Genomic DNA, 23,567 nt, shown 5'->3' with positions numbered 1-23,567 from the left:
TATCGGGTAGAGGATCTGGATAGCTGGCTAAACAATCAAAAAAGCTATGAAAGTCTGGCTCAGCAATATTCTGACAATGTGTAATGCATCCGACCTATTGACGACCCATCGCAAGGATAAAAAAGGCTCAAAATCTGGAGCCTTTACTCTATCTGGCGCTCCCTGGAGGATTCGAACCTCCGACCTGCCCCTTAGGAGGGGGCCGCGCTATCCAGCTGTGCCAAGGGAGCATAGAAAAGCCAGCGGGCAGATCGTTCCGGCTGGCTGACTTTCATTTTAACGAATCGATGAAATTTTTCCAAGAATTAAAGTCGTTCTGAGCACTGTCTTAAGATAAATCCCTGTCGGCGAAATCAGTCAGTTGCTTTTGTCGTTCAGATGACTCTGGTCACTCAGTGCTGATTCAAGTTTACTCTCGAAAGCGAGCAGTTTATCTGCCACTCTGGCACTGTCCACCCTTAGCTCACCCGCAAGGTAAGCTTTTCTCAGAGCCAGTAACCGTGCCTCATTACGACAATTGGGTAAACTGCTGCGAGTCTCGGTTTCGTTCTTTCGGCTATCGTCCATGATTCCTCCTGATTGCTAAGCACCTGATAGTCTCACAAGATATTTTCAGCTTCCAGTGCCAAAACATGGCTTTTTTACCATTCAGGTTTCATGCCAGATTCATTTACTTATGCATCGTCAGATACTTACCAGAATCAAGCCGAAAACGATGAATCCGGTGCCCCACCATTTTTGTGTCGACCCCCTCTCTCCTAGCAGAAAAACACCCATCAAAACACCTACAGGAATGCTGGTTTGTCGCAAAGCCACAATCAGACTGACATTGTCAGCAAATGCCATGGCGGCCAGTACAATGCTGTAAGTAGAGAACATCGCCACTCCTGTAAAAAACAGAGTGCCCCGATGAGATGCAAACAACTGTGCGATTTCCCTTCGCTGCTTCTGAAAAGGAAATGTGAAAAGCACCAGCCAGAGGCAGGTTGTGATGGCCTGAAGAATCAAATAGAGCAGAGCACTTTTGAAGGCCACCCCTTCGACGGGCCACAGTACTCTCATCAACATAAGAGCCTGACTGTCGACCACAGAATATCCCGTAATACCTACAGCAGCCATTACTGCAAAGGCCGTTGCAGAATTGAGGTAATGAGACCAGCTTATATCACTCCAGTGCCACAATGGCAGGATGATACAGCCTGAAACAATCAGGCTGAATGCCAGCCATTTATCCGATGAGAACTCCGCTCCCCAACCTAATAAACCGATAACCGGTGGAACCAGAAGAACAGGCAGGGCTCGGGAGACCGGATACATCAACGACATATCACCAAAACGGTATGATTGGCCCAAACCCAGGTAGTAGATGGCCTGAAACAGACCACTCAGAATCAACAAATGCCAAATTTCCCGGGAAATTTCTCCCAACCAGTCGATATAGAAAAGCAACAGAGGCACAAAAGCCAGCATCCCCATTATTACGGACAGGGTAAAGCTGGCTCCTGAAGGCCTGACTTTTTTGCCAAGACAATTCCAGCCGGCGTGCATGAAAGATGAAACGAGTACGAGAATAATTGCCAGGTTGTCCAAACGTATACTCCTTAGCTGGCATGGTCAGAAAATATCCTTAACGGACACCGTAAAATAGGTGCAGGCTCGCGGTTTTGGCAGATTCACAGGAAGATTGAGAGATTTTTATACATTTTTCAGATTTTTGAATCCTTAAAAGATCAATATCCGTATGAATTATTTCACTCATCTGTGAAATGATTCAAACTATAACTCTACACACAATGATTTGGGCTAGTTTCTAACAACAAGGAAAGCGAGGACAGGAACGTGAGACGCGCACTGGCTGCAAACCTGAAAAATACTCTAAAAAATATGGTTAAATTAATACCCACTCTGCTACTGGCAGGGTATATCTCGACTGCCGGTGCTGCTGTTGTCTCCTACGACGACCCTTGGGAGCGAGCGAATCGTGCAATCTTTTCATTCAATCATACGCTGGACGACTATACCCTGAGGCCAGTGGCCAGAGGGTATGATGCAGTGACTCCCAAACCTATTCAGCAGCTGGTCACTAACTTCTTCTCAAACCTCGGCGAGATCCGTAATGCTGCCAATGCTTTGTTACAGTTTAAAGGCGGTGAGGCATTGGCTTCAGTTGGTCGCTTCGGCATTAACTCTACGATAGGTATGCTGGGACTGGTTGATGTCGCCACCCCACTGGGGATTGAACAGCAATATGAAGACTTTGGCCTGACGCTTGCTCACTGGGGCAGTCCGTCGGGCCCTTATATTGTACTGCCGTTTCTCGGGCCCAGAACACTCAGATCCGGTATCGGCTTATTGCCAGACTCCATGTTGAACCTTCAGGGACAATTTGAGCCAGAACGGAATCAATGGGTTGTAAGAGGAGTGGACATTGTCAGCACCCGTTCCTCCCTGCTCAGCGCTGAAGATTTGATTGTGGGTGATAGCTATACCTTTGTTCGGGATGCCTATCTGCAACGCCGTGAATACCTGATTACAGGTCAGCTGCCAGAAGACGACTTCTGACAGGTAGTACCTCTTCAAATGCCTTGAATCAGGCTCCTAACCCACTGATTCGAGGCATAATTGGCCAATTCTGCCTCGATATAATCCGACGATCAGACCAGAAAAAACGGAACCTCAGCTCCGGATAGATTTCCTTGCTTTACCTTCCCTCAGCTTGCAGCAAGGCCGGGTTGAGAGTATGTTTCATCACAGACAAATCAATAATGGTTTAAGGTCAGATGCACTCTGTTTTCCTTGACGTAGATTTTCCTGACAAAGGTTTGGACAGATCTCTCCAGCAGGCAGGATTATAAATATGACCAGCAGGACCATCCTGGTCATTGATGATGACACAATTGTCAGAGAAAGCATCGTAGCCTATCTCGAAGACAGCGGATTCAATATTCTTCAGGCAGAAAATGGTGAGCAGGGGCTGGCTGTATTCAAAGAGACCTCCCCGGATCTGATTCTCTGTGACCTTCGGATGCCGAAGATGGATGGACTGGCAGTGCTTCGAAACGTCCGGGAGATGTCTCCGGATACACCCTTTATTGTGGTTTCCGGTGCCGGTGTCATGACCGATGTCGTTCAGGCATTACGCCTGGGTGCCAGTGATTACATCATCAAGCCTATCGTCGATCTGGAAGTTCTTGAGTACGCCATTAACCGTGCTCTTGAAAATGCTCAGCTGATACTTGAAAACCGCCGCTACCGTGAAAGCCTTGAAGAGGCCATTCACTCACTGGAAAACAACCTGCACCTGCTGCAGGAGGACCAGAAGGCCGGTCGCCAGGTTCAGATGAAGATGCTGCCTCAGGAACCCCTGATTTTTGAAAATTTCAAGGTCGACCACCGGATCATCCCGTCTCTCTACCTCAGTGGCGACTTTGTTGACTACTTCGTCCTGAACGAGCACAGTTTTGCCTTCTACCTGGCTGATGTCTCCGGCCATGGTGCTTCTTCGGCCTTTATCACGGTATTACTGAAACACATGTCCATGAACCTGCTCAAGGAATATCAGTCTCATGGTGGACGGGTCAGGGTCAAACCTTCCCATGTGCTCAACTTCCTCAACCGTAGCCTTCTCGAAACCGGCCTGGGTAAACATGTTGCGGTCTTTGGCGGTGTTGTCGACACCCGTGATAAAAAGCTGACTTATGCCTTTGGCGGTCACTACCCTCTGCCCATTCTTTCCACGCCGGAAGAGACCCGCTGTATTGAAGGCCGGGGGTTGCCCGTAGGGCTATTTGAAGACGCTACTTTTGAAGATGTCACCATTGACTTGCCCGAGCAATTTACCTTGACTATCCTGTCCGACGGTATTCTGGAGGTACTGCCACAGCAGACACTTCAGGAGAAGGAAGACTACTTGTTGTCTGTTATTAAAGAGGGAGCCGTCACCGTATCGGCGCTGACAGAAAAGCTGGGGCTAGAAACCATGAAAGCCATTCCAGATGACGTTGCCCTGCTGATCCTGGCTCGAGACTGAATGACTACTGGAAAGATACTGTTCGCAAAAAGCGATGGCACTTATATTCTGAAACTGGTGGGAGAAGTACGGCTAACCCTCTGTGCTTCTCTTGAAAAGATGCTTAGCAAGCCTGATTTCACCTCTGTCATTATTGACCTGACCGACACTGACACCATCGACAGCACCTCTCTGGGCCTCCTGGCCAAATTGTCGATTCAAACCAAAAAAAATCTGGGGCTGGTGCCAGTTATTATTTCTACTAAAGATGACATCACCCGAATTCTCCTGAGTATGGGGTTTGACAGAGTGTTTGTGATAGTCAGGGAGCTGGAAGGCTATGAAAAACTGAACCTGAATCTGAACATGCATGACATTGCCTGCGATGGAAATCTGGAGCAGTCCAGTCAGGCCAGGAAAGTTCTGGACGCCCATAAGGTATTAATGAGTCTGAGCGAAGAAAACCGGGAAACCTTCAGTGGACTGGTGAAGCAGCTTGAGCAGATTCAAACCAATGGCCCTGATGAAGACAAAAATCAAGACGAAAATAAACATCGAGATAAAAACAAAAATCAAGATGATGAAGATGAACAGGAAGACAAAAACAGGAGCTGAAGATCAATTCCAGAGAGAAGGTTTCAGCTCAACGTCGCTTACCACTGGGAGTTTTTACTATCTCAGGCCGCATCCTGTGCTCTTTCCCTCAGACTTTCAACCTGCTTGACTGCTTCAAGCAGCACCTCTGGCCCCGCGCCATTTTTATGAGCATTTTCGCTGATATAACGACGGAACTTACGAGCTCCAGGCTGCCCCTGGTAAAGACCCAGCATATGACGGGTTATGTGACTCAGGAACGCGCCCTTTGCCAGCTCGGATTCAATGTAGGGCAGCATTCTCTCAACAACCTGATGACGCTCGATCACCGGTTTGCCGGTACCATATAGACGATTATCGACTTCAGCCATCAGATAGGGATTATGATAAGCCTCCCTGCCCAACATAACACCATCCACATGCTCCATATGCTGTTCAATCTCGGCAAAGGTTCCTATGCCGCCATTGATGGTAATTTCCAGTTGCGGGAAATCTTTTTTCAGCTGATAAACCAACTCAGGCTTTAGAGGAGGAATATCACGATTTTCCTTGGGAGACAGACCCTCAAGAATTGCGATACGCGCGTGCACAATAAATGTTTCGCAACCGGCTTCAGCCACTTTTCCGACAAAATCCACCAGCTCCTCGTAAGAATCACGACCGTTTATGCCAACCCTGTGCTTCACTGTTACCGGAATATCCACCGCCTGTTTCATGGCTTTGACCCCTTCCGCAACTGTCTCGGGTTCTGCCATGAGGCAGGCACCAATGCGACCATTCTGAACCCTGTCACTGGGACAACCCACGTTCAGGTTGATCTCCTGGTATCCGGACTGTTCTGCGTACTGGGCTGACCGGGCAAGATGTTGAGGGTCATGACCACCCACCTGAAGGGCCAGTGGATACTCTTCAGGATTGTGCCTGAGAAAACGGTCTTTATCGCCAAATACCAGAGCCCCGGTGGTCACCATTTCGGTATAAAGCAGAGAGTGCTCCGACAGCAAACGGTGAAAGTAACGGCAATGTCTGTCCGTTAATGCCATCATGGGGGCAACGGAAAACTTACGGTCCAGGGGTTTGGGCTGAGTCACTGGCATAATGATTTTCAAAATTAGAGAACGGATAATGATATAACAGAAAGCCCATTTCGGCAGTAAAGATCACTCACTATCGACTGTGGGATAGCATCACCCGCATAAGTAATTTGCCCCGCTCATTCCAGAGCATCCCCATTTTCAACTGAATTTGTCAGCGTTAACCGCGAGAGCCTGCATCCAGATGATGCCGTCAAAAAAATACCACACGTCAAAAGAGTGACAGTCGAAAAGAAATCCGATACCTTAGTCTTTACAGCTGAAGAACACAGACAGAATGTTTCAGGGCTGCAAATCTCAATAGCTTTAAGGCTTAACAGGAATACTTTCAGATCGGAGAAAATAAAAATACTGCGTTCATCGACAACTGATTAAACAATTTACCGCTTTAAATCTTTCCCGTTTTAAAGTCTTAAAAAACAGCATCGTAAAGGAAGACGATCATGTATAATCCAGGACTCGACAACAAACGGTTATTTGAGGACGCTACCCACCCTGGTGGCGAAATAGACGACATCCGTTATCCGGAATACCTTATCTCCCTCCAATCAGACAGCAATCAGGAACCTCTGGCCTGTAATGGCTACACCTCCGATCCCCTCTACCAGGCAAATAAGTACCTGCCGCAGGTTTGACAACGCGAAATACTCTGGAAAACGAGGCAGTATCGTTTTCCAGAGATGCACGAAAAAATCAACCTTCTACTCTTCCAATTCGACAAAACCGGCCTGGACAAGAAACTGAAAGCTTTGGGTTATACCGGTAGCTCAAGTGTCGATACATATACTGAGAAAATCGCCAAACGCCGGGCTCAGGCCTTTAATATCGAGTTGCTGAAGGATTGAAATTGCCAGGGAAGGCAGGATGCACATTTTAAGCAGCGTTTATCATGGATTGTCCGGATTTGCCCGAACGGTCAAGGATAATGTGGTTTCCCGTTTCCGGGGAAAAAAGACCGAAGTAGTCAAACATCCTGTTCGTAAAATGACCGGAAAAAAAACCAGTGGCTCTGATTACCGGCAACGCCCTGTTATCAGTAAAGGCTACCTTCTGGCCAAAAAGCTTTCCGATCAGTCACTGCCTGCCCACATGGTCTCCGGTGTTGAACTCCCTCCCCGCTTTCCATACGTTGAAACACCGAAAGAAAACCAAACTTTTCCTGAACCTTCGTCACGAGCCAGAAGAATCCTGACAGCCCTTATGCCGGGCAATAACGCAGTGCCAGAAGACTCAAACATATCTTTCAAGCAAGCCAAAAGGTGGCAAATCCGAGGGTTGCGTAAGGGTCTGCAAACCATTAGAAGAGAAACCGGGATGGATGTCTCAATTCGCGACTTTGATCATCAGGCAGCCAAGCTCACAGATTTTCTAACAGGTAATGGCGCCACTCCAGATTATCAAGACATAAAATTCTTCTGCGACACTGTCATAAGCGTCATGGAAAAAGCAGACTCACTGCCTCATCTTATCAAACTGGCGGTGACCGAATACATGTTTGTGCTTTCAGATCTGGGACAGGCTGCTCAGCTCAAGACACTGGAAAAAAGGCAGCAACTGGCTAAGCGATTCTTACCAGGCCAGGATGGCTTCAGAGCTCACTGTCTGCGGCGAAACGTAGATCCGGACTCGGTCCTGAACCTGCACGACCTCAAACAGTTTCAGGGAAAACTGATGGGTTGGCAGGAACCGCTGGGGCACCGGCATCAGGGGCTGGTTGAAAGTCTGGAACTCAGTAGCATGGAAGCATTGACCGAGAGACTGAAAGCGGAACTGGAGATTTTCATCGATAAGATTGAGGGTGTTGCTCCCGAACCCGAAAAAACAGCAACGAAATTCAACCATGATCAGATGCAGGCAGAAGTCATGAGACTTTATGCCCAACACGGTGTCGGGGATTTACCCGACCGACAACCAAACCCTATGTTGACATCTGCAGCTGAGCAACATCCTGTTTTGCAAAGTGCGACCCAATATCAGGTTCAACCTTCCGGAAAACTTCAAAACCATTCTGTGACGCCACTTGAAAAAGCCCGGTTACATCATTGGGTATTTGAGCAGCAATTAGCCGATGTAAGAGCCAACCATGAGCTGGATACACCGGAGCAGGTGTTCAATATCCCCACCTATCCTCTGCCGACACTGGTATTGAGAAACAGCAGGGGAGCACGAATAGACTCAGACTTTATGAAAAAGCCTGAGCTTGATGAAACAGCCTTTACAATGCATGTCGTTCATTGTGAAACGGAGGATGTCAGACAAATCGATCAGGCTCTTCTGAATACTCCGGGATTTGCAAGCAAAGAAGTTCTGGATCGGTTCAAGGAAACGATGAATAGCTTCACACGCCAGTGCTATCAATATGCCATTGGTACCTCACTACCGAGTAAAGTCTTCTCGGAAAATGACACGCATCTCATCAATGACTCCCGTCAGCGCATCAACAGTGCCATGGAAACTCTACTGGCAAACCCCGAGGCCGACACGACAACTGCCTTTCACTACCTGAGGATGCAGGAAGCGGTTCTGGAAAACTTCCTTAAGATGAACGGCGTGAGCTGACGCTGTTAAATCTTCATGGCGTAAAGCAGATTGCCGTGATATAAGACGCGTTTCAGCCGCCTGAGCCAGCATCCACTAAAGCGACTTGACACCCTATGTCTTCACAAATAAAAGCCTGCCTTTATGCTCTGGCCACTGCCCTGATGTGGTCCACCGTTGCTACCGCCTTCAAGCTCACTCTCGACCATCTTGATCCATGGCAAATGGTATTCTGGTCGGTGTTAACTTCGACCCTGCTTCTGGGTGGTTTTGTCATTGCCCAGGGCAAGTGGCCCCAACTGATCCAACAGGGCAGAGAGCACTTTGGACTTTACATCCTGCTAGGTTTTCTTAACCCTTTCCTCTACCACATCGTCCTGTTTGGCGGCTATGACCTGTTGCCCGCCCAGCAGGCTCAGGCACTGAATTACAGCTGGCCTCTGGCGCTTACATTGCTGGCTGTGCCGCTGCTGGGTAACAAGCTGAGTTTCAAGGATGGCATCTGTTGTCTCTTAGCCTATCTTGGCGTATTAATTATCAGCACCCGGGGTGAGCTGGAAAATCTCAACTTTGGTAACCCAGAGGGCGTAATTCTGATGCTTTCCAGCACCCTGATCTGGGCCTTGTACTGGATTTTAAACGCCAGAAATAAGGGTGACTCACAGGTTGGCCTGCTGTTGTGCTTTCTGTTCGGATTACCCTGGATCACGGTGGCTGTTTTCTGGCAGTCCAGTGTCTGGCCTATTCCTGTGGAAGGTCTCAGCGGGGCTTTGTATATAGGACTGGTCGAGATGGGATTTGCCTATATTTTCTGGCTCAAAGCCCTCAAGCTGGCAAAAAACACCTCAGTCATCAGCAACATCAGCTATCTCAGCCCTTTCCTTTCACTGATATTCATCGCCAATGTTCTGGATGAGAGCATTCATATTTCCACCTATGTGGGGCTGCTGATGATTGTTTCAGCCGTTGTATTTCAACAAAGAAAATCAGAGCCTGAAAAGCCTTCAGAAGCTCCGGTAGCGAGCAACTATTGATGGCCAGAAACAGTTATTTTCAATTCAAGCAGTTCAGGGTAGAACAGGGCCAGACTGCCATGAAAATCACCACCGACGCCTGCATTCTTGGCGCCAGAGCAGAGGTGGAAAACAGTCAATCCATTCTTGATATTGGTGCCGGAACCGGCCTGCTCAGCTTAATGGCAGCCCAAAGATCCACAGCCTGCATTGATGCGGTTGAACTGGACGATCAGGCGGCTATTCAATCCCGGGAAAATTTCTCAGCCAGCCCATGGAAGAGTCGTCTGAAGTTACATCACTGCTCCATTCAATCGTTTGTGCCTGAAAAACGCTATGACTGTATACTCAGCAACCCTCCCTTCTTTGAAAATGCCTCTAAAGCCCCCTGCGACAGACGATCACTGGCACGTCACACAGACAGTTTGAGTTTTCTGGAACTGGCTGAAAATATTGACAGACTGATGTCTGAGGATGGCAAAGCCTGGATTCTGTTGCCGACTGAATCGAGCCCAGTGTTTTTGGAAGCGCTCCACCAAGCCACCCCCTTGAAGCTGGAGCGAACTCTGGCTATTCGCTCTTCTGACACTCATAAAAATCATCGCCACCTGCTGGTTTTGGGGCATTCCGGATCAAGACATAAGCTTGAGCAGATCACCATATACAGCGAACACCCAGCGTACACAACTGAGACTATAGATCTTCTCAGGCCCTATTATTTAAAGCTTTAACTGCTTACTTCCTGCCGCGTCTGCAACAATATACAAACACTAGGAGCCTGACAGAGAATAGACTGCCCTACTGCGGCGGCAGCAAATTGGTCTGAAAATCCGCTTTTGTTCGTCAAATAGCTCGCTATTCTCCTCACAAAACCGAATTTCCATCCTCAATTTTCTGCCGTCCTCGCTACGGGCGCTATTCTCTGTCAGGCTCCTAGAGAGAAGGGCTTCGTCCCTCCGGAGTTTTGAAATGGCTGAAATATTGAATCACGAAGGAAAACCAGCTTTCGTTGTTATGCCTTACAATGAATATCTGGCGATGTTAGAAGGGATGAAAGACATCGAAGACTCTGAAGCCTTCAGAGAGGCGAAAGCAGATCTCCTCAACGGAGAGGATGAGATTTTGCCTGATCAGGTCACAAACAGGCTCATGAACGGTGACAACCCCGTTACCGTCTGGAGGGAGTACAGAGAGCTTAGCCAGAAAGGGCTACATGAAAAGTCAGGCGTATCGGCTTCCATGATCAGTCAGATCGAGAGTGGACAAAAAACCGGGTCTATAAAAACTATAAGGAAGCTATCAGAGGCTTTAAATATCGATGTAGACGACATTGTCGCTTATCAGAAAATGGATAAACAATCCTGAAAAAAACGACACCTATAGGTCAGGTGCCGTTTTTTTTGTTTGTTCTTTGAACAGGGCTAGAAAGTATTTCTATTGTTTTGGGAATCTTTTTCAGAGCTCTGGGATGGATCCTCTGATTCACTCGTATCTGGCTCTCCAAAGGCTTCCCATTTATTACCAAAGCCTGGTGGCGGTGGCACTGGACTGGATACAGGTGATCCCGTATCAGTCGGCCACGGAGCCAATTTAAACACCGCTGAAGGAGCCTGTTGTTCTTGTAAATCCGAAAGAAATGGGTCAGTAGATGGTATTGAAGCGACTCCCGTAAAACGGTTATTCACTGCCGGTTGTATAAGGGGAGGAGTCTGACCAAAAGGAGGAATGGGCATATACTCCGAGTGCTCAGCCGTACCTTTTTCTGTTCTGGTCACTGATTCTTCCAGTTGCTTAAAGCTATTGACACCGTATCTGGCCTGGGCCTCTTTCGTCAACACATCCAGGTTGTAGCCCGGGTGTTCACCCAGTCCCAACTCTTCACCATAACTGGAGAGGAAATCGACCACCCGGCTTGTGCTGTCAGCATCCTTGGTTGCAAACCTTCTCAGTTTTGACAGTGTTTCCTGGAAACTTCTCAGGTGGTGATATTCCCACATTTTTTCTGAATCAAAACTGCCAACGCCATTTTCTTTATCGATATCAACCCTGATTTTATCAATCTCAGACTGAACGTCACCGGCAAACAGAGACCAGTCATTGTGCATGAGTCGAACAGCTTCCAGTACCAGGCGGTCTTTATAGACGGGCTCACCCTGTGGCCAGTTTTCTTTGGCTGCACACATATAATAATCCAACCCTGGTAAACGCTTGGAGTAACCCGCTTCTGCTGTGGCAAATTGAAGCTTGTCAGTACCCCAGATCATCTGTCTGTTACGCTGGGCTCTGACCAGGGTATTGTGTTCTGAATGCTCATCAGGATTATCAACAAAGGCAATAATGTCTTTGTAAACTCTGTTTCTGTACTTATCACTGATCTCTCTGATCCGGGAATCAATATCCAGACGATCCTGAATCACACTGGCGATATTATTGGTGACACCCTGAACAAGATTGGAGGCATTACTTTTCTGCAAGCCCTGAGTTTTCACGTGAACCCTGATGGCATCGCGAAGGGCAGCCTCAGTATCAAACTGGCCACCCAGCTCCTTATACTTGAGCTCTGTAGCCATGTGTCTGAGGTAAGCCAGACGGGATTGCGAGTCATCCAGGTTCTTCTGCAGTTGATTGACTTCATTGATCTCTTCCTGAGTCACCTCGGTAGGGCGTTTCTTCATTTTGGCTTCAAACGCAACTCTTGCCTTGGCAAAAGCTTCAAGATCGATTTCAAACTGTTTATCAGCTTCTTTCAGTGCGCTTGATTTAACCTTAACCAGGAAATCAACAGTTGTTTTGCTACCTTCAGAGCCAACCTCTCGAGACTTCACCTCAAAGCCAGCGTGCTTCTTGAGAAATTCTGACTGATCAGAGCTTAGAGGAATACCTTCTTTACTCTTTGCCTTGATACGGTTACCCATCAAGGCTTCCTCAGCCCTGATCTGGACAACCCTTCTGGCAGTAATACGAACTCTGGGGATACGATCTGAGATACCGTGGGCAAGACGTTTGGCATGGAAGGCCGCTATTTTCATTCCCTGAACGAAACGGCCCCAGTTTTTAACCAGCACTTTTTTAGGGTGCAATGCCTTGACTTGCTGTGACACTTCACTCTTGAAATGTGCAAGCCGGGGTACCAAGGACTCTATACGTGTTCTTAAACTCATCCTGACCTCTCCATGGTCAAACGCGGTCATAACTTTTCGTTAGTATAGGAAAAAATTAGAATGAATAACGCCGATATTAGTAGAAGTCAGAATAACAACATTATAAATTCAGAATCACCGCAGAAGAGAGGCGGGTGCCGTAGATTCGGCATCCGCAAAACAGAACAACTAAATGTATGCTCGATTGAGTCTTGCTTCAGCCCACTTCTGGAGCCAGGTGCATACTAACACCACTCCCCAGTAAATCAGCGCAACACTGAGGTAACTTTCGAAAAAGCGGAAGCTACTGGCGGCCTCCATCTGGGCACGGGCCATGATCTCAACAACCCCCAGAGTAAAGGCAAGTGATGTGCTCTTGAGCAGATCAATCCCATTGTTCATCAATCCGGGAAAAGCCACCCTTGCCGCCTGAGGAATAACAATTCTTCTCATGCCCTCGGCCCGGGTCATACCGACACTCAAAGCAGCTTCCATCTGCCCTGCATGGATACTAATAATCGCTGCCCTCATGCTTTCTGACATATAGGCGGCAAAATGCAGACCCAGACCGATGATCACAGCCACTATGGCAGGCATACCTGCAAGAGCAGGTAACAACTGTGGCAGGCCATAGTAGAACAGGAAGAGCTGAACCAGCAGCGGCGATCCCCTGAAAAAAGAGATATACAGGTCAGCCAGATGGTGAAGATAAAAGGGCCGGGCAATTTTTACCAGAGCCAGAACAAGACCCAGAGACAGGGATAACACCAGACCACCCAGTGTCATATACAACGTCGTATCCAGATTCACGGCAACTGTCGGAAGCATTCCGACAGTGTATTCAAAATCCATCATTCAAATGCCTGTAGCTGACTTCGGAACAAACGGGCCAGTATTACAGAGAACAGTAATGGATGAAAGGTTTACCCTGCAGGTTTAGCAGTAATGTCTCCACCGAACCATTTACCGGAAATAGAAGCCAGAGTTCCGTCTTCAGCCATGGCAGCCAGAGCAGAGTTCACTTGATCCCTCAGAGCCAGACCCTCTTGATCATTGACGAAGGGCATAGCATTTTTCAGGATCTCAATCGGCTCACCGGCTAACTTCAGAGGCAAATCAGACTTATCAATCAGGGCCATTACGCTGACACGATCCATAACAAAAGCATCAGAACGTTTAAGCACAACATCTTGCTCAATGCCGGTATCGTAGGTTACCACATTGATTTTGTTCTCTGGATCATTCTGACGCAGGATCGCTTCAAAGTTAGAGCCCAGATTCACAGCAACTCTCTTGCCTGCCAGATCATCAACTGACTTAATATCATTGTTGTCTTCGTGGACTGCTATCTGGGCACCGTCGTAAACATAAGGCTCGGAGAAAGCATAACGTTCGGCGCGGGCTTCAGTCAGCGTAATCTGGTTGGAAATAGTGTCCAGCTGACCTGCTTCCAGCATGCCAAACAGACCAGAGAATGGTGCCGTAACAAACTCAACATCTTTATTCAGGCGACTAGCGATCTCCTTCCAGAGATCAACTTCAAAGCCTTTCAGTTCACCCTGCTCCATAAAAGTGAACGGGTAATAGGTGCCAGACATACCGACTCTAACGACAGAAGACTTAACTTCATCATTGCCTGCCTGTGTCTGTGCAGACTGATCATCAGAGCAGCCAGCCAGCACCACAGACATAGCCAGAGTGACGGTGGTTATAGCTTTTTTAAATGTAAGACCGAACATGAGTGTCTCCCTAAGAACAGCTGTGGGCAATGTGCTCAACCACTCATTTAATCTAATGAAATGTGGTCCTGAAGGCTGCTTGCCCATAATCAGGAGCGCAGATTATCAGCGTCACCAATTATAACTGAAATAACATTTTCATCAGTTTTTATGTGAAAATGTTATATAAATATTTTTGCGATCAGCGCTTGAAAGCCTGATAGATTGAGAAACCCTTTTTTACGACAAGTGTTTTACAATCTCCGAAAGCCTGTTTGATGATCGGCTCATAGCGGAGGAAGCTGTTCGCCACAATTCTCAGCTCCCCTCCTTTCTTTAGCAGGTCAACAGACCGGGCAAGAAACTGTTCCGTTACTGCATAATGAGTCTTGACACCCTGATGAAATGGAGGATTGGAAACGATCAGGTCAAACTCACCAGTGATTTCAGATAAACCGTCGCTGGCGATCACGTTAAAGTGCCTTACGTTATTTTCCTGCAGGGTACGGGTTGAACTTTCCAGAGCCAGAGCATCGGAGTCTACCAGAGTATAATGTCCGTCGGGGTTCAATTGCCCCAGAAAGCCGGCTACCACTCCGGCACCACAGCCAAAATCGAGAACACGTTCGGCCGCGCAGTGATCAAAGGTATCCAGAAGTGCTGCAGTACCCACATCAACACGTCCATGACTGAATACACCAGGTAGAGAGAATAACGGCATAAATGTATCACGAACTTTAAGTTCATAGGCACTGTAATAATCCGGCCTGGAGAATTCAACGCCATTGTGCAGATAGCCTGAAGCTTCAATTAAACTGCAATGACGGGCATTATCCATGTTTTTGACTTCAGAAAAGTTCTGCCTGAGTCGCTTGCGCCAGGATTTTATGCCTTCACTGTTTTCGCCCGTCAGCCAGACGACAGCGTCTTCTTTTAACAAAGGTGCAATCATCGCCAGCCAGAAATCCATCAGAGGTTTGCTTTTCTGCAGAAAAATCAGCACGCCATCAAAGTGGCCTGCTGTCGATTCGACCACAGAGCCATAGTGAAGAGTCATCTGACTGCTTGCAGACCAGTCCTCTTTAACGGCCCTGTAGACTGAAAAGTCTCGAGCCAGCCCGTAAACTTCTTCTGCAATGCCTTCCTGAAGAATTTCTCTTCCCAGACCATCAGCAGGCATACCCAGCACGAGCATCTTATCGCAGCTCAGCCATTCACTGTTACGAACCACCAACTGGCTTGGGTTAGAGAGAACTCGAGCGTTCATAGCATCCTTCAATCAAGCAAATAAAATCACAGCACAGAATAATATTCTATTAATGAGAAAACGTCATAAAAACTATGACTTATTGATGGGCCATCAACTGGCCAAGAGGCTGGCTTTCCAGACTTGATTGACTTGTGCACGTACATTTTCTGAAACTACCGATTTACATGATCTTCTGTGGCTTTTAGCATTTGAGCCAGATTTTTTTGTGCTCACTGGAGACCCCTAATGCCCGAGCCACAGGGAGAGCTTATGCTCAGAACCCTCGCCATGCCTGCAGACACCAACCCCAACGGCGACATTTTCGGTGGCTGGCTAATGTCACAAATGGATATTGCCGGTGGTATCGCTGCCAATCAGAGAAGTCACAGCCGAATTTCTACTGTAGCCGTTGAATCTATGTCATTTCACCATCCGGTCAATGTCGGTGATGTAGTCTGTTGTTATGCTGAGGTCATTCACGTTGGCACCACTTCTATGCGGATCAAGCTGGAGGTCTGGATCACGAATATGCCTTTTCATCAGCAACGCATCAAGGTGACGGAAGGCGTCTTTACTTTTGTAGCCATTGATGAACAGGGTCGCCCTCAACCTGTGGATAGAGAAAAATAACGGAATATAAATGCTAAAACAAAAAACCATTCTGGTCGGCGTTGCCGGTGCCTCTGCTTCCGGTAAAAGTCTGCTGGCCAGCACTCTGGTCGAAGAACTACAGTCTCAGCACGTTTGTGTCATCTCCGAAGATTCTTACTACAAGGATCAGACGCACATGGCCATGAAGCAGAGGGTTCAGACTAACTATGACCATCCCGAGTCCATGGACCATGACTTGATGCTGGAGCATATGAAGCTACTAATAGAAGGTCAGACAGTGGATGTGCCGCTATACGATTACACAGAGCACAACCGTAAAAAGGAAACCCGCACAGTCCCTCCTGCCCGGGTGGTTCTGATTGAAGGCATTCTGTTGTTTACCCGTCCGGATATCCGTGAAACCTTTGATCTTCGTTTCTACATGGACACGCCACTGGACATCTGTCTGATAAGACGACTGAAGCGAGATATTCTCGAACGGGGCCGTGATGTTGATTCGGTCATCAGACAATATCTGGAAACGGTTCGCCCGATGTTCCTGCAATTCATTGAGCCTGCCCGCCAGCATGCTGACCTGATCATTCCCCACGGTGGCAAGAACAGAATTGCCATTGACCTTATCAAAACCAAGATTCAGGATCTGATTGATTAATTCATGCCTGTCTACACTCTGTTTTCAGGTCTGCTATTTTATAAGTCAGATCCTGATTTCAGGCAGGGCATAGCCCTTCTGCCGACACTCGTGGGCGAGACCGTCCAGGCGGTAAACCAGCCATGAGCGAAAAAAAACGTTTCGCAAATTCAACCTTTGACCTGAGTACCTGTTTTTGTATAATCGACCGGTATAGGCGTAGAAAGTGCGCGCGCTTTCCGGGTCACCGGTATCTCCTCATAGGTAGCCTCCAAAATCCTGCCGCTTGTACACTCTCCCTTGTCATCAATCTGTCGAAGACTAAATCCTTAACCGTAAATTAGTCTTTAACCTGTAAAAAGGTCTAACGGGAAAGTTATGCGTGTTGAAGCTGATATCAAGCTGGGTTTTAAAGATGTTCTGTTCAGACCCAAGCGTTCAACCCTGAAGAGCCGCTCCCAGGTAAGCCTGGAACGCACCTTCAAATTTGTTCACACCACCCGGGAATGGACTGGTGTCCCTGTCATTGCTGCCAATATGGACACAGTCGGCACTTTCTCCATTGCCCTCGCTCTGGCCGAACACAAGATGCTGACTGCAGTGCACAAGCATTACACCATTGAAGAATGGGGTGCATTTCTGGACAATGCACCCGCAGGTATTGAAAACCATATCATGGTAAGCAGTGGCACATCCGATGCCGACTTCACCAAACTCAACGATATCCTGGCGCTGAACGACAATCTTCGTTTTATCTGTATTGATGTTGCCAATGGCTACTCCGAACACTTTGTTCAATATGTTTCCAAGGTTCGTAACCAGCACCCTGATAAGGTCATCATTGCCGGTAACGTAGTCACCGGTGAAATGGTCGAAGAGCTGATTCTCAAGGGTGCAGACATTGTCAAGGTAGGCATCGGACCAGGCTCTGTATGCACTACCCGTGTCAAAACTGGCGTGGGCTACCCACAACTGTCTGCAACGATAGAATGCGCTGATGCAGCTCACGGTGTTGGTGGTCAGATTATCTCCGACGGTGGTTGTGCCTGTGCAGGTGACGTTTCCAAAGCCTTCGGCGGTGGCGCTGACTTTGTCATGATTGGCGGCATGTTTGCTGGTCACGACGAGTCCGCTGGTGAAGAGGTGGAAGTAGATGGCGAGAAATTCAAACTGTTCTACGGAATGAGTTCCGAGACTGCCATGGACAAGCACTCTGGCGGCGTTGCCAACTATCGCGCCTCTGAAGGTAAAACCGTTAAGGTGCCTTACCGTGGCCCCGTTGAAAATACTGTCCAGGACATCCTGGGTGGCGTTCGCTCAACATGTACTTACGTAGGCGCAGCCACCCTGAAAGAACTGACCAAGCGAACCACCTTTATTCGCGTTCAGGAACAGGAAAACAGAGTCTTTAACTAGCAGCCTGTCGGACTTAAGACTGTCCTACGCGGCAACTGCTCCTGCGTTGCTCTAGCTCCTGCATCCATGCAGTCGTGCGGTTGCAATAAATTGGTCTAAAAATCTCTGTTTCTTCGTCAAATAGCTCGCTATTCTCCTCAGAAACAGAGATTTTTATCCTCAATTTCTTGCAATCCTCGCTACGGACGCTTAAGTCCGACAGGCTGCTAGACTTCTATGGCCTTCCCCCTTTCGGGCAAGGCCACCCCCACCTTATGCTCCTTCTACAACCCCGATCCAATTGCTTGCCGGGAAAGGTTTAGTAGGCCGCCACGATCCCCCTCGAAGTAAACTCATCCCGGATCAGATCAAGCTGCTCTTTAGTAGGAGGAGTCACCTTTTCCAATTCATAAGTGTCGTTCAACAAATTCCATTTATGGACCCCAAGACTGTGATAAGGCAGTATTTCAACCTTCTCAATGTTTTTCATGGGCTCGATAAACTCAGCCAGCATAGCAGCGTACTGAGGGTCGACTGTGTAACCATCGACTACGACATAACGAATCCAGACAGGCTTTTTAATCTCTGCCAGATATTCAGCAAAGTGCCGGGTATGACTGCCGGTGACATAGGTCAGCTTATGATGCATCTCTTCATCCATGTGCTTAATATCCAACAACACCAGGTCGGTATTATTTAACAGACGAGTAACATCATCGTTAATGTGCTTGGCAAAGCCATTGGTATCCAGACAGGTATGAATCCCTTCCTGACGGCACGCTTCAAACAGGTCAGCAACAAATTCAGCCTGTAAAACAGGCTCACCGCCGGTGACGGTCAGGCCCCCTGAAAGAAAGCTTTTAACTTTTTTGATTTCCCGAAATACCTCTTGGTGGCTTTTCAGCTCCCCGCCTTCACGAAGATCCCAGGTGTCCCGGTTGTGGCAATAGCGGCATCGCATCAGACAACCCTGCATAAAGACCACATAACGAATACCCGGACCATCTACGGTTCCAAATGAATCCATAGAGTGAACACGCCCAATTGCCATAACTGACCTCATCTCAAAGATGACAAATAGCGAAAATGCAGACCTGCAGCAAGTCATCCCGGATAACGGATTTTAAGAATAAAAAGCCGTAAAAAGAAGGCCGACACAGAGCCGACCTCTTTCACTCAGCACCCAAAAAGCTTACAGGGTTGATGTAAAGGTCCTGGCAATAACATCTCTCTGTTGCTCAGGAGTCAGAGAGTTGAAACGAACAGCATAGCCAGACACGCGAATCGTTAGCGAAGGGTACTTGTCTGGATTGACCACAGCATCCTCCAACATTTCACGATTCAGAACGTTCACATTCAGGTGCTGACCTCCCTCCCGATCAACTTCATGATGGAAATAACCGTCCATCAGACCGACCAGGTTACGACGACGACCGTCTTCATCTTTACCCAGTGCTTTTGGCACTATTGAAAAGGTGTAAGAAATACCGTCTTTAGCATAAGAGAATGGCAGTTTAGCGACAGAACTCAGAGACGCTATCGCACCAGTTGTGTCACGGCCATGCATTGGGTTGGCACCTGGGCCAAAGGGCTGGCCTGCACGACGACCGTCTGGTGTATTACCGGTCTTCTTGCCATACACAACATTGGAAGTAATGGTCAGGATTGACTGGGTTGGAATGGCATTACGATAAGTTTTGTGTGCAGCCACCTTCTTCATGAAGGTTTCTACCAACTCACAGGCAATCGTATCAACATGCTCTTCGTTGTTACCAAACTTGGGATAATCGCCTTCGATCTCGAAGTCTACCGCCAGACCGTCTTCATCACGAACAGGCCTGACCCTGGCATACTTGATCGCAGACAGAGAGTCGGCAGCAACAGACAAACCGGCAATACCTGTGGCCATCGTACGCACAACATCACGGTCATGAAGAGCCATTTGAGAGGCTTCATAGGAATACTTGTCATGCATATAGTGTATGGCATTCAGAGCCGTCACGTACTGGGTTGCCAGCCAATCCATCAGATGATCCATGCTGGCGTAAACAGCGTCATAATCCAGAACGTCGTCGGTAATTGGAGCTACCTTGGGACCAATCTGAACCTTCAGTTTTTCATCCACACCACCATTGATGGCGTACAGCAATGTTTTGGCCAGGTTGGCACGAGCACCAAAAAACTGCATCTGCTTGCCTACAACCATTGGCGATACACAGCAGGCAATGGCGTAATCATCACTGTCCATATCCGGACGCATCAGGTCATCATTCTCGTACTGAATGGAGCTGGTATCAATGGACACCCTGGCACAGAATTCCTTGAAGCCCTGAGGCAAGCCCTCGGACCAGAGCACCGTGATGTTAGGCTCGGGTGATGGGCCCATGGTGTAAAGAGTATGCAAGAAACGGAAGCTGTTTTTGGTAACCAGTGTGCGACCATCAAGGCCCATACCACCAATAGACTCTGTCGCCCAGATTGGATCGCCGGAGAAAAGCTCATCGTACTCTGGCGTACGCAGGAAACGAACCATACGAAGCTTCATTACAAAGTGGTCGATCAATTCCTGGGCATCAACTTCATTGATCCTGCCTGCCTCCAGGTCACGCTGGATATAAACGTCCAGGAAAGTCGCTGTGCGACCCAGAGACATGGCCGCACCATTCTGGGATTTCACCGCCGCAAGATAACCGAAGTAGGTCCACTGAACTGCCTGCTGAGCCGTTACTGCTGGTTGACTGATATCGCAATCATAACTGGCAGCCATCTCTTTTATCTGCATCAAGGCACGGATCTGCTCCATAATTTCTTCACGCAGTTGAATGGTTTGCTCAAGATTCTCTCCCGATTCCAGCACGGAATCCAGTTCTCCATGCTGTACTTTCTTGTCTGCAACCAGACGATCAATACCGTACAGAGCTATACGACGATAATCTCCTATAATTCGTCCACGACCATAGGCATCTGGCAGACCGGTGATAAGACCGGACTTGCGACAATTGCGAATAGAAGGCGTGTACACATCAAATACACCGGCATTGTGGGTTTTTCGGTATTCAGTGAAGATCTTTTTCACCATGGGGTCCAGAACCTTCCCGTACACTTCACAGGAAGTTTCCACCATGCGGATACCACCATTGGCAATCATACCCCTCTTCAGAGGCTTGTCAGTCTGCAGACCAACGATCTTCTCCAGACCTTTCTGAATATAACCGGCTTCGTGCGAGGTAATTGTTGAAGGCAGGTCATGATCGAAATCGATTGGGGCATGTGTACGGTTTTCTTCCTTGATCCCTTCCATGACATCATCCCAGAGACGCCTGGTAGCTTCAGTGGCGTCGGCGAGGAAATCATCACCCCCTTCATAAGGGGTATAGTTCTTCTGGATGAAATCCCGGACATTGACGTTTTCGGTCCATTCACCCCGGGCAAACCCTGCCCATCCTGCTGGTAGGTCTTTGGCTTGAGTGCTCATTGATAGCAGCTCCTCGTGTTTGAATATCCGTGAAGAACATCCTGTCACACTTACAGAGCGCATCTTCACAGAAAAAATATCAGTCTGGCCAAACAGAAAGGAAATGCATACCTGTGTCGAGCAATACCAGAAGCCACTCACGATCTCTCGGTATAATGACAACCATCTTACAAAGCAGTGCAGTATGACTGCCCTTCTGTTCGATAAAACTGTCGCTCATTGAGTTACAAAATATATTAACTAATTACTTTCTACTATCGTGTCCAATACCTATCAGGACAGCTATCGAACTTTAACCTCCAAGATAACCATTTACTCGACTTACGACTTACACGACCAACTATACGACTGCAAACAACTTGATGACTGACAAGGTAGCACAACCCTGCATAGAGTAAATCGACCAAAATATAACAACAGAATGCAAAGAAAAACAAAATCACCCACACAAGATTCTTTCAAAATTTATCCATATATAGGCTTTGGAACCATATAATCAAATCAACTTTAAAGCAGTTATTTTTTGGAAATAGCCGTTAATTTGAACCCATTTAATTAATTAGTTATTAACATTTTTTCAAAATGCAAAAATATTATTTAAATAAACAACCTTAAAAACCACCGACTGCTATTCTTCCCTCCTAACATCGACGCGCCATAGTAATGATTCCATATCAACATTGGCCACGAGCATGTCCATAAGTTACTAATGCATCGTTAACAAAACGACCCAACTCTCCGTTCCCGGTTCCTAGGTAATGACTTTTTTATTTAGGTATTGTTACCTATACATGGGTTTGTGGAGTTTTAATATCATCAAGTTATAAATAGACAAATTAATCTTTCCGGGACGAATCTCCTCTGGAGACAGTAATGAGCAAATATATTTACGCCACTGTTTATGAGCAATTTACCGGCTTAAAACCGCCCGAGCCAAAATCGCATAAACCTCGTAGAAGAAGGGGCTATGGTCATCCGTACAGAATGCGCTTAAATATGCAGGAATCGGAAGACAATATTCAGGAGTCAACGTCCGGCGACTGCAATCATATCCGCGATGATGAGCTTGATTTTCAGCAAGAGTCAGGCAGACAACCTTTGAATCAACCGTACCGACATCAAAACTATTCACTCACAACCACGCCTCAAAAACCTGTTGAATGTCAAAGTTTCGTTGAAGAGCAGAAGTCGGCTTGCTCTCCGAAAGTGACCTATAAAAAACGTCGTCACTATGAATCAGCTATTGGCAATTAAAGCTTGGATTCGGCTGGCTTAGTAAAGACTTCCAGCTACCCGGAGTTACATTGCAATCAAATTGCCTGTAATATTTTGCGGGCAATTTTTCTGTTGGCTGTTGTTTCGAATTATTGTTTAGTATCACTCTAAATCTGATAAATTTTCATAAATTCATCAAAAGGGTCTGGACTTCAGATAATGCTCATAATCGGGAATCTTTCTTTCGTGACTCTGACTCATCATTTTTGAAGAAAACATAAACTCAGCAGAGCCCTGATTACAGGCCACTGGAATATTCCAGACTGCTGCAATTCTCAGCAACGCTTTCACATCCGGATCATGGGGTTGCGACTCGAAAGGATCCCAGAAGAACACCAACAGATCCAGTTTACTTTCGGAGATCAATGCACCGATCTGCTGATCGCCTCCCAGCGGACCACTGATGAGCTTCCTGATGGGCAGAGACAGCGTCTTTTCCAGAAGACTGCCGGTTGTGCCCGTAGCAAATAACTGATGATTGATCAGCTCATCACGATGACGCAGGGCCCATTCTACCAGCTCTTCCTTCTTTTTATCGTGAGCTACCAGTGCAATGTTCTTTTTTGCTGGCACGACATGTGTTTTATATTCCATCGAGAATATTCCAACCCTGAAAGAAAGATGACTGAAGTATTTAACTGCTGACACTATTGCTGTCAAACAATATCCTTGCAAGTGATCGAAAAAGTCAGGATTAGGGCAAAGAACAGACAGAAATGGAGGGAACAGAGTCTTATAAAAAGACACACGTTATTATTGATCGCCTTCAGAAGATAGCACTTGTAGGTGCAGAAATTTCTGTTAGATTGTCGCGTTTGCCCGAG

The 23,567-nt window shown here is 47.4% G+C and carries 23 protein-coding genes and 1 tRNA gene; 13 read left to right on the top strand and 11 right to left on the bottom strand.

Annotated elements, in window-relative coordinates; all coding sequences use genetic code 11:
* Positions 1-153: 153 nt before the first annotated feature.
* The 3 genes from ACOJUO_RS16455 to ACOJUO_RS16445 form a co-directional block, all read right to left on the bottom strand.
* Positions 154-230 (bottom strand) — tRNA-Arg (locus ACOJUO_RS16455).
* Positions 231-357: 127 nt separating this feature from the next.
* Positions 358-567, bottom strand: coding sequence for a hypothetical protein (locus ACOJUO_RS16450; protein WP_422133087.1), 210 nt, complete (start codon positions 565-567; stop codon positions 358-360).
* Between the two features lie 117 nt (positions 568-684).
* Positions 685-1,590 (bottom strand): multidrug DMT transporter permease, encoded by a 906-nt coding sequence (locus ACOJUO_RS16445; RefSeq protein ID WP_422133086.1) that lies wholly within the window; start codon positions 1,588-1,590, stop codon positions 685-687.
* A 249-nt stretch (positions 1,591-1,839) separates the two neighbouring features.
* Between ACOJUO_RS16445 and ACOJUO_RS16440 the strand changes: the two genes are divergently transcribed.
* From ACOJUO_RS16440 to ACOJUO_RS16430, 3 genes are all read left to right on the top strand, one after another.
* Positions 1,840-2,562 (top strand): MlaA family lipoprotein, encoded by a 723-nt coding sequence (locus tag ACOJUO_RS16440; protein ID WP_422133085.1) that lies wholly within the window; start codon positions 1,840-1,842, stop codon positions 2,560-2,562.
* A gap of 295 nt (positions 2,563-2,857) precedes the next feature.
* Complete coding sequence (locus ACOJUO_RS16435; RefSeq protein ID WP_422133084.1) at positions 2,858-4,030, top strand: response regulator; 1,173 nt, start codon at positions 2,858-2,860, stop codon at positions 4,028-4,030.
* The gene (locus tag ACOJUO_RS16430; protein ID WP_422133083.1) at positions 4,031-4,624 is read left to right on the top strand and encodes an STAS domain-containing protein; all 594 of its coding nucleotides are present in this window, start codon (positions 4,031-4,033) and stop codon (positions 4,622-4,624) included.
* A 62-nt stretch (positions 4,625-4,686) separates the two neighbouring features.
* On the opposite strand, the gene dusA is transcribed toward ACOJUO_RS16430, so the two are convergent.
* Positions 4,687-5,700 (bottom strand): tRNA dihydrouridine(20/20a) synthase DusA, encoded by a 1,014-nt coding sequence (gene dusA / locus ACOJUO_RS16425; protein WP_422133082.1) that lies wholly within the window; start codon positions 5,698-5,700, stop codon positions 4,687-4,689.
* Between the two features lie 440 nt (positions 5,701-6,140).
* Here dusA and ACOJUO_RS16420 point away from each other — a divergent pair, with 440 nt between their 5' ends.
* The 6 genes from ACOJUO_RS16420 (at position 6,141) to ACOJUO_RS16395 (ending at position 10,613) form a co-directional block, all read left to right on the top strand.
* Positions 6,141-6,332, top strand: a complete 192-nt coding sequence (locus ACOJUO_RS16420) for a hypothetical protein (RefSeq protein WP_422137524.1) — start codon at positions 6,141-6,143, stop codon at positions 6,330-6,332.
* A 45-nt stretch (positions 6,333-6,377) separates the two neighbouring features.
* Positions 6,378-6,542 carry a hypothetical protein gene (locus ACOJUO_RS16415; RefSeq protein ID WP_422137523.1) on the top strand — a complete coding sequence of 55 codons (165 nt, stop codon included), beginning with the start codon at positions 6,378-6,380 and terminating at the stop codon, positions 6,540-6,542.
* A gap of 19 nt (positions 6,543-6,561) precedes the next feature.
* The gene (locus tag ACOJUO_RS16410; RefSeq protein WP_422137522.1) at positions 6,562-8,256 is read left to right on the top strand and encodes a hypothetical protein; all 1,695 of its coding nucleotides are present in this window, start codon (positions 6,562-6,564) and stop codon (positions 8,254-8,256) included.
* A 95-nt stretch (positions 8,257-8,351) separates the two neighbouring features.
* The gene (locus ACOJUO_RS16405; RefSeq protein WP_422137521.1) at positions 8,352-9,269 is read left to right on the top strand and encodes a DMT family transporter; all 918 of its coding nucleotides are present in this window, start codon (positions 8,352-8,354) and stop codon (positions 9,267-9,269) included.
* Positions 9,269-9,979, top strand: coding sequence for a tRNA1(Val) (adenine(37)-N6)-methyltransferase (locus tag ACOJUO_RS16400; RefSeq protein ID WP_422137520.1), 711 nt, complete (start codon positions 9,269-9,271; stop codon positions 9,977-9,979). The genes ACOJUO_RS16405 and ACOJUO_RS16400 overlap by 1 nt, the downstream gene beginning before the upstream one ends.
* Before the next feature lie 238 nt (positions 9,980-10,217).
* Positions 10,218-10,613, top strand: coding sequence for a helix-turn-helix domain-containing protein (locus tag ACOJUO_RS16395; protein WP_422133077.1), 396 nt, complete (start codon positions 10,218-10,220; stop codon positions 10,611-10,613).
* 56 nt (positions 10,614-10,669) lie between these two features.
* Here the strand turns inward: ACOJUO_RS16395 and ACOJUO_RS16390 are convergent, their stop codons facing one another.
* The 4 genes from ACOJUO_RS16390 to ACOJUO_RS16375 form a co-directional block, all read right to left on the bottom strand.
* Positions 10,670-12,409, bottom strand: a complete 1,740-nt coding sequence (locus tag ACOJUO_RS16390; RefSeq protein ID WP_422137519.1) for a hypothetical protein — start codon at positions 12,407-12,409, stop codon at positions 10,670-10,672.
* Between the two features lie 168 nt (positions 12,410-12,577).
* A complete protein-coding gene (locus ACOJUO_RS16385) occupies positions 12,578-13,243 on the bottom strand; it encodes an amino acid ABC transporter permease (RefSeq protein WP_422137518.1) in 666 nt (221 codons plus the stop codon).
* 68 nt (positions 13,244-13,311) lie between these two features.
* Positions 13,312-14,127 carry an amino acid ABC transporter substrate-binding protein gene (locus ACOJUO_RS16380; protein WP_422137517.1) on the bottom strand — a complete coding sequence of 272 codons (816 nt, stop codon included), beginning with the start codon at positions 14,125-14,127 and terminating at the stop codon, positions 13,312-13,314.
* A gap of 181 nt (positions 14,128-14,308) precedes the next feature.
* Entirely contained in the window at positions 14,309-15,373 is a 1,065-nt protein-coding gene (locus ACOJUO_RS16375) for a methyltransferase (protein WP_422133073.1), read from the bottom strand.
* A gap of 228 nt (positions 15,374-15,601) precedes the next feature.
* Here ACOJUO_RS16375 and yciA point away from each other — a divergent pair, with 228 nt between their 5' ends.
* The 3 genes from yciA to ACOJUO_RS16360 all read left to right on the top strand — a co-directional run bounded on the left by yciA (position 15,602) and on the right by ACOJUO_RS16360 (position 18,014).
* Positions 15,602-15,985, top strand: a complete 384-nt coding sequence (yciA, locus tag ACOJUO_RS16370) for an acyl-CoA thioester hydrolase YciA (protein WP_422133072.1) — start codon at positions 15,602-15,604, stop codon at positions 15,983-15,985.
* A gap of 10 nt (positions 15,986-15,995) precedes the next feature.
* Entirely contained in the window at positions 15,996-16,619 is a 624-nt protein-coding gene (udk, locus tag ACOJUO_RS16365; RefSeq protein ID WP_422133071.1) for a uridine kinase, read from the top strand.
* 357 nt (positions 16,620-16,976) lie between these two features.
* On the top strand, positions 16,977-18,014 hold the full coding sequence (locus ACOJUO_RS16360; protein WP_422133070.1) for a GMP reductase: 1,038 nt from the start codon (positions 16,977-16,979) through the stop codon (positions 18,012-18,014).
* Positions 18,015-18,312: 298 nt separating this feature from the next.
* Here the strand turns inward: ACOJUO_RS16360 and pflA are convergent, their stop codons facing one another.
* Together pflA and pflB are read right to left on the bottom strand one after the other, a co-directional pair.
* Positions 18,313-19,044, bottom strand: coding sequence for a pyruvate formate-lyase-activating protein (pflA, locus tag ACOJUO_RS16355; protein ID WP_422133069.1), 732 nt, complete (start codon positions 19,042-19,044; stop codon positions 18,313-18,315).
* Positions 19,045-19,185: 141 nt separating this feature from the next.
* The gene (gene pflB, locus ACOJUO_RS16350) at positions 19,186-21,468 is read right to left on the bottom strand and encodes a formate C-acetyltransferase (RefSeq protein ID WP_422137516.1); all 2,283 of its coding nucleotides are present in this window, start codon (positions 21,466-21,468) and stop codon (positions 19,186-19,188) included.
* Between the two features lie 873 nt (positions 21,469-22,341).
* Here pflB and ACOJUO_RS16345 point away from each other — a divergent pair.
* Positions 22,342-22,722: a hypothetical protein gene (locus ACOJUO_RS16345; protein ID WP_422133067.1), complete on the top strand. Its 381-nt coding sequence runs from the start codon at positions 22,342-22,344 to the stop codon at positions 22,720-22,722.
* 156 nt (positions 22,723-22,878) lie between these two features.
* On the opposite strand, the gene ACOJUO_RS16340 is transcribed toward ACOJUO_RS16345, so the two are convergent.
* Positions 22,879-23,337: a methylglyoxal synthase gene (locus ACOJUO_RS16340; protein ID WP_422133066.1), complete on the bottom strand. Its 459-nt coding sequence runs from the start codon at positions 23,335-23,337 to the stop codon at positions 22,879-22,881.
* Between the last annotated feature and the right edge of the window lie 230 nt (positions 23,338-23,567).

Source organism: Endozoicomonas sp. ALC020, assembly GCF_049275935.1.
In the GTDB taxonomy this organism is placed as follows: Bacteria; Pseudomonadota; Gammaproteobacteria; order Pseudomonadales; family Endozoicomonadaceae; genus Endozoicomonas_A.
Note: the sequence above shows the minus strand (reverse complement) of the source record. Positions and strands in the feature narration are given on the sequence as shown.

Coding starts and splice junctions, on each gene's coding strand:
- ACOJUO_RS16450 (WP_422133087.1), bottom strand. CDS start 567: ATGGACGATAGCCGAAAGAACGAAACCGAGACTCGCAGCAGTTTACCC.
- ACOJUO_RS16435 (WP_422133084.1), top strand. CDS start 2,858: ATGACCAGCAGGACCATCCTGGTCATTGATGATGACACAATTGTCAGA.
- ACOJUO_RS16430 (WP_422133083.1), top strand. CDS start 4,031: ATGACTACTGGAAAGATACTGTTCGCAAAAAGCGATGGCACTTATATT.
- dusA (WP_422133082.1), bottom strand. CDS start 5,700: ATGCCAGTGACTCAGCCCAAACCCCTGGACCGTAAGTTTTCCGTTGCC.
- ACOJUO_RS16420 (WP_422137524.1), top strand. CDS start 6,141: ATGTATAATCCAGGACTCGACAACAAACGGTTATTTGAGGACGCTACC.
- ACOJUO_RS16415 (WP_422137523.1), top strand. CDS start 6,378: ATGCACGAAAAAATCAACCTTCTACTCTTCCAATTCGACAAAACCGGC.
- ACOJUO_RS16410 (WP_422137522.1), top strand. CDS start 6,562: ATGCACATTTTAAGCAGCGTTTATCATGGATTGTCCGGATTTGCCCGA.
- ACOJUO_RS16405 (WP_422137521.1), top strand. CDS start 8,352: ATGTCTTCACAAATAAAAGCCTGCCTTTATGCTCTGGCCACTGCCCTG.
- ACOJUO_RS16400 (WP_422137520.1), top strand. CDS start 9,269: ATGGCCAGAAACAGTTATTTTCAATTCAAGCAGTTCAGGGTAGAACAG.
- ACOJUO_RS16395 (WP_422133077.1), top strand. CDS start 10,218: ATGGCTGAAATATTGAATCACGAAGGAAAACCAGCTTTCGTTGTTATG.
- ACOJUO_RS16390 (WP_422137519.1), bottom strand. CDS start 12,409: ATGAGTTTAAGAACACGTATAGAGTCCTTGGTACCCCGGCTTGCACAT.
- ACOJUO_RS16385 (WP_422137518.1), bottom strand. CDS start 13,243: ATGATGGATTTTGAATACACTGTCGGAATGCTTCCGACAGTTGCCGTG.
- ACOJUO_RS16380 (WP_422137517.1), bottom strand. CDS start 14,127: ATGTTCGGTCTTACATTTAAAAAAGCTATAACCACCGTCACTCTGGCT.
- ACOJUO_RS16375 (WP_422133073.1), bottom strand. CDS start 15,373: ATGAACGCTCGAGTTCTCTCTAACCCAAGCCAGTTGGTGGTTCGTAAC.
- yciA (WP_422133072.1), top strand. CDS start 15,602: ATGCCCGAGCCACAGGGAGAGCTTATGCTCAGAACCCTCGCCATGCCT.
- udk (WP_422133071.1), top strand. CDS start 15,996: ATGCTAAAACAAAAAACCATTCTGGTCGGCGTTGCCGGTGCCTCTGCT.
- ACOJUO_RS16360 (WP_422133070.1), top strand. CDS start 16,977: ATGCGTGTTGAAGCTGATATCAAGCTGGGTTTTAAAGATGTTCTGTTC.
- pflA (WP_422133069.1), bottom strand. CDS start 19,044: ATGGCAATTGGGCGTGTTCACTCTATGGATTCATTTGGAACCGTAGAT.
- pflB (WP_422137516.1), bottom strand. CDS start 21,468: ATGAGCACTCAAGCCAAAGACCTACCAGCAGGATGGGCAGGGTTTGCC.
- ACOJUO_RS16345 (WP_422133067.1), top strand. CDS start 22,342: ATGAGCAAATATATTTACGCCACTGTTTATGAGCAATTTACCGGCTTA.
- ACOJUO_RS16340 (WP_422133066.1), bottom strand. CDS start 23,337: ATGGAATATAAAACACATGTCGTGCCAGCAAAAAAGAACATTGCACTG.